The following is a 12,607-nucleotide window of genomic DNA, read 5'->3' on the forward strand; positions in this document are numbered from 1 at the left end:
ATCCGGCGGGCGCCGTCAAAATTTTTTGGCCATGCCTCAAGCCTATCGCTCAAGCATCGGCCGCGAGCGGCGGCCTCACGCGGCCGGCGCGCCGGGCTGGCGCTTGGGATGCGCCTCGGCGAAGGCCGGCAGCGCCAGGCACGCCTCGGCGATGCGCGCCACGGTGGGGTAGGGCGCGGTCTCCACCCCGAAGATGCCCGTGCCGACCCACAGGCTGACGAGGCAGAGATCGGCGTGGCTCACCGCGTCGCCCTGGCTGAACCGGCCGGTGCCGGGCTCCGTGGAGAGCCGGGTCTCCAGCGTCTTCAGGCCGCTCTCGAAGGCGTGGCGGACGAAGCCCATCATGCGCTCCTTGGGGAGATCGTAGGCCTCCATCAGGTAGGTGCGCACCCGCGGCACGTAGAGCGGGTGGGTGTCGCAGGCCACGAGCTGCGCCAGCGAGCGGGCGCGCGCCCGCTCGCGCGGATCGGCCGGCAGCAGCTTCACGCCGCCCTTGGTCTCCTCCAGGTAGTCGAGGATCGCGAGCGACTGGGTCAGCGGCGGCCCGTCGCCGTCGAACAGGGCGGGCACCGCGCCCTGCGGGTTGATCGCGCGGAATTCCGGCGCGTGCTGGTCGCCGGCATCGAGGTCGATGAAGGTCTCCTCGTAGGCGATCCCCTTCAGCTTCAGCGCGATCCGCACCCGGAAGGCGGCGGCCGAGCGCCAGTTGCCGTACATCCTGATCATGCCACATGGCCCTTCATCGGTTTCGGCGGGGACCACACCGCACAACCGGGCGGGCCGCAAGGGCGAAGCGTCGGCGAAGCGCGGTCTGGCCGTGATCGTGCATTGCCCCGCGGACGCGATCCCGCGATAGGGACGAGACCGCGACGACGCGCGCGACACGGCGCGCGACAAGGGATGACGGCCGATGCAGATCGAGACGCCCTATCTGATGTTCCTCGGCGACGTGCCGGACCGGCTCGCCGCCAAGACCGCCTACGGCATCGTCGACTGGCGCCCGGACTGGTGCATCGGCCAGATCCGCCTGCCGGGCTGCGCGGCCGACCTCGGCATCCCCGACCTGACCCTCGACGAGGCGCTGGCCAAGGGCTGCCGCACGATGGTGATCGGCGTCGCCAATGCCGGCGGCGTTCTGCCGGAGCACTGGGTCGCCGAGATCGTCGCCGCGCTGGAGGCCGGGTTCGACATCGCGAGCGGCCTGCACGCGCGCCTCGGCGCGGTGCCGGCCATCGCCGAGGCGGCCGCGCGCCGCGGCCGGGCGCTGCACGACGTGCGCCACACCGACGAGACCTTCGCCACCGGCAAGGGCACCAAGCGCCCGGGCCGCCGCCTGCTCGCGGTCGGGACCGATTGCTCGGTCGGCAAGAAGTACACGGTGCTGGCGCTGGAGAAGGGGATGCGCGCGCGCGGCATGGACGCGGATTTCCGCGCCACCGGCCAGACCGGGGTGTTCATCTCCGGCCGCGGCGTCGCGATCGACGCGGTGGTGGCCGACTTCATCTCCGGCGCGGTGGAGTGGATCGCGCCGGCGGCCGACCCGAAGCACTGGGACCTGATCGAGGGCCAGGGCTCGCTCTACCACCCGTCGTTTGCCGGCGTCAGCCTCGGGCTGCTGCACGGGGCTCAGGCGGACGCCTTCGTGGTCTGCCACGAGCCGAGCCGCACGACGATGCGCGGTGTCCAGCACCCGCTGCCCTCGATCCGCCAGGTGATCGACCTGACGATCCAGCTCGGCAGCCTGACCAACCCCGGCATCAGGCCCACCGGCATCGCCGTGAACACCCAGGCCCTTGAGGAGGATCCCGCCCGCGCGCTGCTCGAGAAGCTCGGCGCGGAATACGGCCTGCCCGCCACCGACCCGGTGCGCTTCGGCGTCGAGGGCCTCGTCGACCGGCTGATCGCCGAGTTCCCGGAGACCGCGCCGTGAGGCGGCTCGCGGTCGCCGTCGAGCGCTTCCCGATCGCCGGCGCCTTCACGATCAGCCGCGGCAGCCGCACGGAAGCCGTGGTCGTCACCGCGCGGATCGCCGACGCCGAGCGGGCGGTCGCCGGCTGGGGCGAGTGCGTGCCCTATCCGCGCTACGGCGAGAGCGTCGAGAGCGTGGCCGCGGCGATCGAGGCGCAAGGCGACGCGATCGCCGCCGGCCTCGGCCGCGCCGAGCTGCTGGAGCGGATGAAGCCCGGTGCGGCGCGCAACGCGCTCGACTGCGCGCTGTTCGATTTCGAGGCCAAGGCGTCCGGCCGCCCGGCCTGGGAGATCGCCGGGCTCGCGGCGCCGTCGCCGGCCACCACCGCCTACACCCTGAGCCTCGGCACACCCGAGAGCATGGAGGCGGCCGCGCGCGACGCGTCGGCCCGGCCGCTGCTCAAGGTGAAGCTCGGCGGCGCGGGCGACCCCGCGCGCATCGCCGCGGTGCGCCGCGGCGCGCCCGACAGCCGGCTCATCGTCGACGCCAACGAGGCGTGGGGGCCGGAGACGCTCGAGGCCAACCTCGCGGCCTGCCTCGCCGCCGGCGTGACGCTGATCGAGCAGCCGCTGCCGGCCGACGACGACGGGCTTCTGAGCCGGATCGAGCGCCCGATCCCGATCTGCGCTGACGAGAGCCTGCACGACCGCGCCGGGCTCGATCATCTGGCCGGCCGCTACGACGCGATCAACATCAAGCTCGACAAGACCGGCGGCCTCACCGAGGCGATCATGCTCGCCCATGAGGCCCGCGCCCGCGGCCTCTCGCTGATGATCGGCTGCATGGTCGGCACCTCGCTCGCCATGGCCCCGGCGATGCTGCTCGCCCACCACGCCGACACGATCGACCTCGACGGCCCGCTGCTCCTCGCCCGCGACCGCACGCCGGGCCTGCTGTTCGAGGGCAGCACGATCCATCCGCCGGAGCGGGACCTTTGGGGGTGAGGCGCGGCCGCTTCTCCCTTCCCCGCAAAAGAGGGGAGGGAGGGGCGCGCTGGTCGGGCACCGCGATGGTCATGACATCGGGCGCCGTCATTCCAGGGCTGCGAAGCGGAGCCCGGAAACCAGAGCCGCAACTGGTGCCGCGGTTCGAGCGCGCGTCAGTTCTGGATTCCGGGCTCGCCTGTGTCGCCCCGGAATGACGGGTTGGCCCATCCCGGCGCCTGCGACGCACCTAGGCCGCCACCGCCTCGATCAGCACCGTGTCGAGCCAGAAGCTCCCGTCCGGCGCGTGGCCGAAATGGTGGGCGACCTCGTCGGGGGCGGTGGCCTGGAGGGCGCGGATCGCGGTGACCAGCGGCTCGGGCGTGCGCATCCGGGCGATCCAGGTGGCGAAGTCCATGCGCAGGCGGCCATGGGTGATCCTGTCGACGGTGAATCCCGCCTCGGCGAGCATCGCCAGCCACTCGGGCACCGAATAGTCGCGCACGTGCGAGGGATCGCGCAGCAGCTCGACCGCCTGGAGATGGGTGTCGAGGAGGGCGTCGTCCGGGGCGACGATGTCGGCGACGAGCGCCGGCGCGCCGGGCTTGGCCACGCGCCGCGCTTCGGCGAGGCCGGCCCGCACGTCGCGCCAGTGATGCGCGCTGAAGCGGGTCGCGACCGCGTCGAAGGCCGCGTCGGGAAACGGCAGCGCCGCGGCCGAGCCGGCCTCGGTCGCGATGTTGGGCAAGCCGCGTCGGCCCGCTTCCGTCGCCACCGCGGCGAGCATGTCGGGCGAGAGGTCGAGCGCGGTGACCGTGCCGGCATGCGGCGCCATCGCGAAGGCGACGTGGCCGCCGCCGCAGCCGAGATCGAGGGCGCGGGCCGGGCGCACCGTTCGCATGCGCTCGGCGATGCGGTCGAGGTCGGCGCCGGCGGCGTGGACCGCGCTCGCGACGTAGGACGCGGCCTGCGCGCCGAACCGGTCGGCGACGTGGGTCTCGTGGCGGCGCGTGGGGGCGCTCATGGGATCCTTCCTCAGGGCGCCGGCACCAGCGGCGCGAGGCGCGAGAGCCGGAGCGCGACGGCGAGCGCCAGCCCGTAGAGCAGGCCGACGAACGCCACCACGCCGGTCCAGCCGGAATGGGCGAAGAACCAGCCGCCCATCGTGCCGAGCACCGACGAGCCGAGGTAGTACAGCGACAGGTACACCGCCGAGGCTTGGGCGCGATCGCGCAGGGCGCGGCGGCCGATCCAGCTGCTCGCCACCGAATGGGCGCCGAAGAAGCCGATGGTGACGACGACGATGCCGAGCACGACGAGCCACAGGCTCTGCGACAGGGTCATCAGGGTGCCGGCGATCGCCACGGTGATCGCCAGCCACAGCACCTTGCGCCGCCCGAGCCGGCTCGCGACCTCGCCGGTGAGCGTCGAGCTCATCGTGCCGAACAGGTAGACGACGAAGATCGCGCCGATCGCGGTCTGGCTCAGCGAGAACGGCGGGTCGAGCAGGCGGAAGCCGATGTAGTTGTAGACGCATACGAAGCCGCCCATCAGCAGGAAGGCTTCCGCGAACAGCCACGGCAGGCCGGGATCGCGGAAGTGCTGGCCGAAGGTGCCGGGCACCTCGCGCCAGCGCATCGGGTGGGCGACGAAGCTGCGCGATGGCGGCAGCGCCCACCAGAACGCGAAGGCCGCGACCAGCGCCAGAACGCCGATGGTGCCGATCCCGAGCCGCCACGAGGCGTGGTCGGCGATGATGCCGGCGATCAGCCGCCCGCACATCCCGCCGACCGCGTTGCCGCCGACGAGCAGGCCCATCGACAGGCCGATCGAGCGCCCGTCCATCTCCTCGCCGAGATAGGCCATCGCCACCGCCGGCAACCCGCTCGCGGCGAGGCCGGTCAGCGCGCGCAGCACCAGGAACCCGTGCCAGCTCGGCACCAGCGCGGCGACGATCGTGAGGAGGGCGGAGGCGAAGAGCGAGGCCAGCATCACCGGCTTGCGGCCGAGCACCTCGGAGATCGGGCTGACGAAGAGCAGCGCCACCGCCAGCACCCCGCAGGGCAGCGACAGGGCGAGGCTGCTCTCGGCCGGCGACACGCCGAAATCGTCGGCATAGACCGGCAGCAGCGGCTGCACGCCGTAGAGCACCGCGAAGGTGGAGAACCCGGCCGCCGCCAGCGCCAGCGCCGTGCGGCGGAAGACCGGCGTGCCCGATCGGATCAGCTCGACGCCGTCGCTCATGCGTTCCTGGTTCCGGCTCCGGTGGCGGCGTCGGTGTTGGGCCGCCTCCCGGGCCGGCGTCAACAGCCGGAGGCGCAGGGCGGTTCGATTCCGACGCTTTCCACGGCCGCCCGGCCGACGCACGGATCCCGGAGCCCGCCGCGGCGGCACCGGCACCGGCCGCGCGACCAGCGTATCGGCTAAGACGATCGCCCGCGGCGAACCCGGAGGCCGGGTATTCGCGTTCGGACGGAAGGGCCGTCACAAGACGTACACGGCCGCTGGATAAGCGTGACCGCAAGCACAGAGCGACGAAACGGGCGTCGCACCGGCACCCGCATCGGCATCACCCGGCGAAACCTGACGGCTCGGGTGCAGAATACGTCATCGATACAACTGGAACGCGCGTTCTACTGGGCCGGCGGCCCAGGGCGCGCGATCGCCCGGTCATCCGTTTCGACCCCCGCCGCTTGAATGGACCCTCCATGCGCGTTCCGCTCAAGGCCGCCCTCCTCGGCGCGACCGTCCTCCTGCCGGCCCGTGCGGACGCGCAGGCGCTTCCGGCAGGGCCGGCGCCGGGCTTTCCCAACAGCACGTCCGTGAGCCCGGGCACCGTCCTCAACCGCCTGTTCGACAGCTACGGGCGGCTCCTGACGGGCGACCCCGCGGTGCTGACGCAGAACTACCAGACCGTCGTATCGATGACGCAGGCGCGCACCGCCGACCAGACGCTTGCGGCGGTGCGCGACGACCGGACCGCGCAGCCCTACAGCGTGCTCAACGGCCTCGGGCCGCTGACCGGCCTGTATCTCACGGGCGCCGGCGCCTCATTCGGCGGGACGACGCCCACGCGTCTGACGCCCACCATCTACGCCGCGCCGACGCTGTCCGAATACGCGGCCGACATCGGCCTGGGCACCGGTGCCAGCGCCGGGACGACCACCTTCGGCAACGGAACGGCGACGCCGCTCGCCGCGGCGGTGAGCTTCATCAACAACGTGGTCCGGGCGAACGGCTCGACCGAGCCGGCCAAGCGGATCTTCGAGCGCTACCAGGGCGCGACGCCGGCCGTCGACCCGCTGGACCCCCGCTACGGCAACTACAACGCGATCACGAACCGGACCGCGCTGAGGGCGTCCGACACCGCGAGCCTCGTCGTCCCGGCCTACCTGTCGAGCTTCCCCGTCCCAGCTGTCTACGGCACCACGGCGGCCTGGGTCCGCGGCTTCACCGTGACCCGGGCGATGATCGACGCCAACGGCGGAAGGCCGCTCACCGCGCCGAACGTCGGCAGCTTCGATGCGGCGGGCACCTTCACCCCGGCCACCTTCGGCGTCGGCGACTACCTGCCGGGCGTCGGCACCGCGCCGCGGCCCTACCGCGTCTCGACCTCCGTCAGCGTGCCCGCCCTGCTCCAGCCGGTCATCAACGGCACCAACCCCTACGCGGACGGCGCCTTTCCGAGCGGCCATACCAATTCCGGCACGCTCCAGGCGCTCGGCGTCGGCTTCCTGGTGCCGCAGCAGTTCCAGGAACTGCTCGCCCGCGCCGCCGACCTCGGCAACGACCGCATCCTCGCCGGCATGCACTCGCCCCTCGACGTGATGGGCGGCCGCATGGAGGCCACCGCGATCGCCGCCACGAACATCTACGCCGCGCTCTACGACGCGAGCGGCAACCGGCTCGATTGGACCAACCCCGCCAACGCCGCGGCCTACGCGGTCTACGAAGCCTACCGGCAGACCCAATCCTACCTCGCGGCCTCCTGCGGGGCCGCGAGCGTCGGCGCCTGCGTGGCGGCTGCGTCGAGCGCCGCCGACCCCTTCGGCGACGCCGCGCAGAACAGGGCGAACTACCGCGCGCGGATGACCTACGGCTTCCAGCCGACGGGCCCGCAGGCCGCGATGACCGCCGCGGAGGTCCCGGTCCAGGCGCAGGTCCTGCTCCTCACCCGCTTCCCCTACCTGACCGACGCCCAGCGGACGGACGTGCTGGCGAGCACCGGCCTGCCCTCGGGGTATCCGCTTCTCGACGGGAACACCTACGGCGGCTGGGGACGGATCAACCTCTACGCCGCCAACGACGGCTACGGGACCTTCGCCAGCACCGTCTCCGTGACCATGGACGCGTCGCAGGGCGGCTACGGCGCGAGCGACAGCTGGAACAACGACATCTCCGGCCCCGGCGGCCTGATCAAGAACGGCAGCGGCGCCCTGCGGCTGGGCGGCACCGACACCTATGCCGGCCCGACCCTCGTCAACGGCGGCACCCTGACCGTGGACGGCTCGCTCGTCTCGACGGTCACCGTCGCGGGCGGCCGGCTCGGCGGCTCGGGCACGGTGGGGGGGCTCGCCGTCCTGCCGGGCGGTACGGTGGCGCCGGGCCATTCGATCGGCACCCTGACGGTCGCGGGCAGCGCCGCCTTCGCGGCGGGCTCGGCCTATCAGGTCGAGGCCGACGCCGCCGGCCGGTCCGACCGCCTTGCGGTGGCCGGCACCGCCACGCTCGCGGGCGGAACGGTGCAGGTGCTGGCCCAAGCCGGCAGCTACGGCCCGCGCACCCGCTACGCGATCCTCGATGCGGCCGGGGGCGTGTCGGGGCGGTTTTCCGGCGCGACGTCGAACTTCGCCTTCCTGACGCCGACGCTCCGCTACGAGCCGACCGCGGTCGATCTGAACCTGACCCGCAACGACGTGGCGTTCTCCGCCATCGCCACGACCCGCAACGCGGCGGCGGTCGCCGACGCGATCCAGGCGGGCGGGCCGGGCGCCGGCGCCTACGCCGCGACCGTCGGGCTGACGACGCCGGAGGCGCAGGGAGCGTTCCGGGCGCTTGCCGGCGACGTCCACGCCTCGGCGGTGTCCGGGTCCTACCAAACCGCGTTCTTCGTCCGCGAGGCGATCCTCGACCGGCTGCGCTGGGGCGTCACCCCCGGTTCGGCGGACGGGCCGAGCTTCGGCGACCTGCCGGCGCGCTATTCCGCCGACCTGCCGGAAAGCCGGCCGCCGGTCGCCTCCGTGCCGATGCGGATCCTCGACCCGACCGTGGTCGGCGTCTGGGGCCAGGGCTTCGGCGCCTTCGGTGGCGCCCGCGGCGGCAACGCCTTCGGCCTCGACCGGACGCTGGCGGGCTTCGCCGCCGGCCTCGACCTGCGCCTGCCGAGCGGCTTCAGGCTCGGGCTCGTCGGCGGCTACGCCGAGAGCGCCCTCGACACCGCCGGCCGCCGCGAATCGGCCGGCGTCACCGGCGGCTTCGGCGGCGTCTACGGCGGCTACGAGCTCGGCCCGGTCTCGGTGCGGCTCGGCGCGGTCTACGCCGACGAATCCCTGCACACCCGCCGCACGGTCGTCGTTCCGGGCGTGTCCGACACGCCGTCCGGCCGCTACGGCGGCAGCACGATGCAGGGCTTCGGCGAGATCGGCTACCGGTTCCTCGCCGGAGCGCCCGCGCCGGCCGTGCCGGTGGACGCGGAACTGGGCGTGCCGGTGCGATCGGCCCCGACCTACGTCGAGCCCTTCGTCGGTGGCGCCTATGTCGGCATCCACCGCGACCGCTTCGCGGAGACCGGCGGCGTCGCCGCCCTGACCGGGTCCGCCCGCGACTACGATTTCGCCGCCCTGACGGCGGGCCTGCGCGGGCAGACGGCGTTCGACCTCGGCCTCGGCCTGCCGCTCTCGGCGCACGCGCTCCTCGGCTACCGCCGGGCGTACGGCGACGTGGTGCCGAAAGCGCTGCTCGCCTTCGGTGCGGGCCCGAGCTTCCTCTCGGCGGGCGTCCCGATCGATCGGGACGCGGTGGTGGCGGAGGTCGGCCTCGACCTGCGCCTGGCGTCCGGCGTGACCTTCGGCGCGGCCTATACCGGCCAGACCGGCGCGCGGGCGCAGGACCACGCGGTAAAGGGCAACCTCACCTGCCGGTTCTCATCCGGCCTGTCGACGGATGCCGGCCCGAGGCGGGGGCCGGCATCACACCCATCCTATCGCGGCGGGGGAGCCGCCGGGGGCGCCCCGCTCTGCTGCAGCAGCGGGGTGATGCGGCGGACCGTGACCCGGCGGTTCTCGCGCGAGGCGTTCTGCGTGTTCACCTTCAGGTACTGCTCGCCGTAGCCCTGCGTGGTCAGGTTCTCGGGCGGCACCTGGAAGTTCTGGGTCAGCACCGTCGCGACCGACTGCGCCCGCCGATCCGACAGCGACAGGTTGTCGACGTCGGCGCCGACCGCGTCGGTGTAGCCCTCGATCAGGAACACCTCCTGCGGGTTGGCGCGGATCGCCTGGTTGATCGCCGCCGCGATCGTCGAGAGCCGGGCGGCCTGGTCGGGCGTGACCGTGAACGAGGCGGTGTCGAAGGTGATCGTGTCGATGTCGACGCTGCGCATCCGGGCACGCAGCTGCGGGCTGTAGCGGACCTGGTCCAGCGTGTAGCGCCGGTCGACCGCCACCACCGGCGGGGCCGACAGGGCCTCGTAGACCGCGCGCTCGTCGGCCGCGCCGTAATCCACCACGTAGCGCTCGCGCGGGATGCGGATGTCGGGCGGCGGCAGGTCGACCACGTCCTCGTAGATCGGGCGCGGGGCGTCGCCGTAGCTGTTGTCGATCAGCACGACCTCGCGGCCGTCGCGGAAGCGGCGGTAGCGGCGCAGCATCCGGCCGTCGTCGTCCACCACCGTTACGATCTGCTCGCCGCCGGGACGGTCGAGATAGGTGTAGGTGTCCGGCCCGCGCCGCTCGCTGCGGTAGCCGCCGCCGCCGATGTCGCGGAAGCGCTCGTTCTCGTCGTGGCGGATGAAGTAGTTGTTCTGATCGCGCACGATGATCCGGCCGGGCTCGCGAATGTAGGTCCGCCCGTCCTCGTTGAACTCGCGGCGGTCGCGACGCACGCGGTCGTAGTCGCGCACGTCCTCGTCGTCGGTGCTGAAGCCGCCGGGGATGTAGCCGGGACGGCCGGGACGGTTGAAGCCGTCGCGGTCGCGGTCGCCGACGCGGCCCGTCGGCACGCCGCGCGGATCGTAGCCCGGCTGCCCGGGCTGGGCGCCCGGCTGCGTGTCGGAACCGCGCAGCCCCGGCTGGCCGGGATTGCCCTGGCCCGGGCCGAACGGGCCGGCGCCCTGCGGCGGGACCGGCCGTCCGGGCACGCCGGGGCCGGCGTTCGGGGCGGCATTGGGCGGGGCGGCATTGGGCGGGGCGGCATTGGGATTGCCATTCGGGCCGCCGGGGCGGCCCGGCCCGCCGGCGGCGCCGGGGGGCTCGACGGCATCGGGACGCTGGACCGGACGGCCCGGAACGCCGGGGCGCGCGTTCGGCGCCACCGCCCCGGGCTGCGCCGGCGGCGCGCCCGGCACCGTCGCGGGCGGCGTGCCGGGCGGGGTGGCGCGATCCTGCGGGCCGCCTTCGCCCGGGCGTGCGCCGGGCGGCTGCACCGGCCGGCCGGGAATGCCGGGCGCCGCGTTCGGCGCGGGGCGCTCGCCGGCATTCGGCGGCGTCGGCGCGCCGGGCGGCGTCGGGGGCCGGTTCGGCTCGGCACCGGTCCGCGCGGGCGGGGGCGCCTGCGGCGGCGTCCGCGCAGGCGGAGCCTCGGCAGCCGGGGGCCGGGTGACCGCGTCCGGCGCGTCGCGGCGCGCGGGCGGGGCGGCGCGCTCGGGGTCGCGCTCGCGGGCGGCCGGGGGAGCTGGGGGCGGCGCAGGGCGCTCGGCCGGCTGCGGGCGTTCCTGCGGACGGGCGGCGGGCGCACGATCCTCGCGCGGCTCGGGGCGCTCGCGGGCGGCGGGCGGCGCCGGGCGCTCGGCCGGCTGCGGCCGTTCCTGGGGACGGGGCGCCGGCGCACGGTCCTCGCGCGGCTCCGGGCGCTCGCGGGCCGCCGGCGGGGCGGCGCGCTCCTGCGGGGCCGGACGCTCGGCCGGCGGGGCGCGCTCGGGACGCGGCTGCGGACGCTCCTGCGGCGGCGCCCGCTCGGGGCGCGGCTCCGGCCGCTCGCGTCCGCCGGGCGGACCGCCGGCCGGGCCTTCGCGCCCGCCGCCGCGGCCTTCTCCGCCGCGCCCGCCGGGTCCCTCGCCACCCCGCCCGCCGGGACCTTCGCCGCCGCGCGGCCCGCGCTCGTCGGGGCCGCCCTGCGCCAGGAGGATCGTGCCGGAGGCGCCGTCCTGCCGGGCGAAGGCCGGTGCGGCGAGGACGAGCCCGGGCAGCATCGTGCCGGTCAGGAGGAGCAGGCGGAGTGTCCGCATTCGGTCGGCCTCGAGGATCGTGTAAAAGGCCGAACCGAACCCCTCAGGCGCCGGATGGTTCCGAAATTCCGGTTCCGGTTTCCCGCGTTCGGGCGCCGCCGCTCAGGGGGCGGGCGCCTTCGCCGGCACGAGCCGATCGAGGGCGATGATGCGCACCGTGCGCTCGGCGGTGCCGGTCGTCGACGGCTCGGTCGAGAGGTCCGGCGCGGGCTTCGGCGCCATCTCGACGGGCAGGCCCGAGCGCTCGGCGGCGTCGGCGGCCAGCACCGCGGCGGTCTTGTCGGCGCGGCCGACCAGGGTGAGGCGGACCTTCGGGGCCGGGCGCGACAGCGCCTCCGCCTGCATCGGCGTGACGAAGATGTCGCCCTTGTGCCGCACCAGCATGCTCTCGGCCTTCACCAGCGACTGCGCCCAAGTCCTGTTGGCGGGCTTGCACGAGCAGTTCGGCACGAAGGTCTTGCGGAACTTGAACGCGTTGGCGAGCGAGACGTAGGCCTTGCCGCCCTTCACCGTCGCGGCCGACTTCAGCGCCTCGTCGCCGTAGGGCATCGAGTAGGCCACGGCCTCGGTGCCGGGGCAGAGCGCCTGGCACATCTCGTCGGCGCCGTTGCGGCCCTCGGGCAGGTTGCGCATCGGGAAGTAGGCGCCGTCGCAGGTGCGCACGCAGATCACCTGCGCGCCGCCGCGGGCATAGGCTTCGCCGGTGGCGGGGTCGACGCGCGCCGTATCGGCGCAGGAGGCGGCGATCAGGCCCTGCAGCTGGCGGCGGCGGGCACCGCTGTCGTCGATCGCCGCGCCGCCGTAGGTGGCGTTGAGCGCGCGGATGCGCTGCTCGACCGCGCCGCATTGCGGGGGCCGCGTGTCGAAGAACAGGAAGGTGCCGCCCTCGCAGCTCAGGGAGCGGTGATAGGCCTCGAGCCGGCCGATCTCGCTCTGGAGCGCGCGCACCATGCTGGCGCCGTTGCCGAGGCTCGCCAGCTCGGACCGGTAGCGCAGGCAGGCCGCGCTCGGCAGGTGGCTCTGGCTCGGAACGCTTGCCTGGGTCGGAAGCGGGGACTGGCTCGGCTCGGGGGACGGCGCCTGGGCCTGCCCGGCCGCGACCGCGCCGAGCCACAGCGCGAGGATCGCGAGCGGGCGGCGGAGCGGGCGAAAGGTGTGGCGCATCGACGGCATGGCGAACGATCGGGGGTTCGGCGCAGGGCGGAAGGGGAGCTGTGCGGTCCGCCGCGTCGTGGAGAGTGGCGCCGGCGAGCGAAGCACCGGCGGGCTTAACTT

Annotated in this window: 7 protein-coding genes and 1 pseudogene; 3 read left to right on the forward strand and 5 right to left on the reverse strand. The window is 74.3% G+C overall.

All coding sequences use genetic code 11. The annotated features are described in order from the left end of the window. Positions 1 to 75: 75 nt before the first annotated feature. Positions 76 to 723, reverse strand: a complete 648-nt coding sequence (maiA, locus tag MKK68_RS08415; RefSeq protein WP_244029928.1) for a maleylacetoacetate isomerase — start codon at positions 721 to 723, stop codon at positions 76 to 78. Between the two features lie 187 nt (positions 724 to 910). On the opposite strand from maiA, the gene dgcN reads away from it, so the two are divergent. Then, complete coding sequence (gene dgcN, locus MKK68_RS08420) at positions 911 to 1,930, forward strand: N-acetyltransferase DgcN (RefSeq protein ID WP_147727657.1); 1,020 nt, start codon at positions 911 to 913, stop codon at positions 1,928 to 1,930. Continuing rightward, entirely contained in the window at positions 1,927 to 2,913 is a 987-nt protein-coding gene (dgcA, locus tag MKK68_RS08425) for an N-acetyl-D-Glu racemase DgcA (RefSeq protein ID WP_243932735.1), read from the forward strand. The genes dgcN and dgcA overlap by 4 nt, the downstream gene beginning before the upstream one ends. 229 nt (positions 2,914 to 3,142) lie before the next feature. On the opposite strand, the gene MKK68_RS08430 is transcribed toward dgcA, so the two are convergent. Further along, a complete protein-coding gene (locus MKK68_RS08430; RefSeq protein WP_244029818.1) occupies positions 3,143 to 3,916 on the reverse strand; it encodes a class I SAM-dependent methyltransferase in 774 nt (257 codons plus the stop codon). Positions 3,917 to 3,927: 11 nt separating this feature from the next. Then, complete coding sequence (locus MKK68_RS08435) at positions 3,928 to 5,136, reverse strand: MFS transporter (RefSeq protein ID WP_244029820.1); 1,209 nt, start codon at positions 5,134 to 5,136, stop codon at positions 3,928 to 3,930. Positions 5,137 to 6,359: 1,223 nt separating this feature from the next. Here MKK68_RS08435 and MKK68_RS08440 point away from each other — a divergent pair. Next, positions 6,360 to 8,963: pseudogene (locus tag MKK68_RS08440) on the forward strand (autotransporter domain-containing protein); the annotation flags it as partial. A 128-nt stretch (positions 8,964 to 9,091) separates the two neighbouring features. On the opposite strand, the gene MKK68_RS08445 reads toward MKK68_RS08440, so the two are convergent. After that, positions 9,092 to 11,332, reverse strand: coding sequence for an OmpA family protein (locus MKK68_RS08445; protein WP_244029822.1), 2,241 nt, complete (start codon positions 11,330 to 11,332; stop codon positions 9,092 to 9,094). 102 nt (positions 11,333 to 11,434) lie between these two features. Then, positions 11,435 to 12,496: a DUF2865 domain-containing protein gene (locus MKK68_RS08450; RefSeq protein WP_409567201.1), complete on the reverse strand. Its 1,062-nt coding sequence runs from the start codon at positions 12,494 to 12,496 to the stop codon at positions 11,435 to 11,437. Positions 12,497 to 12,607 lie beyond the last annotated feature (111 nt).

Origin of the sequence: Methylobacterium sp. E-016 (genome assembly GCF_022829745.1) — a bacterium.
In the GTDB taxonomy this organism is placed as follows: Bacteria; Pseudomonadota; Alphaproteobacteria; order Rhizobiales; family Beijerinckiaceae; genus Methylobacterium.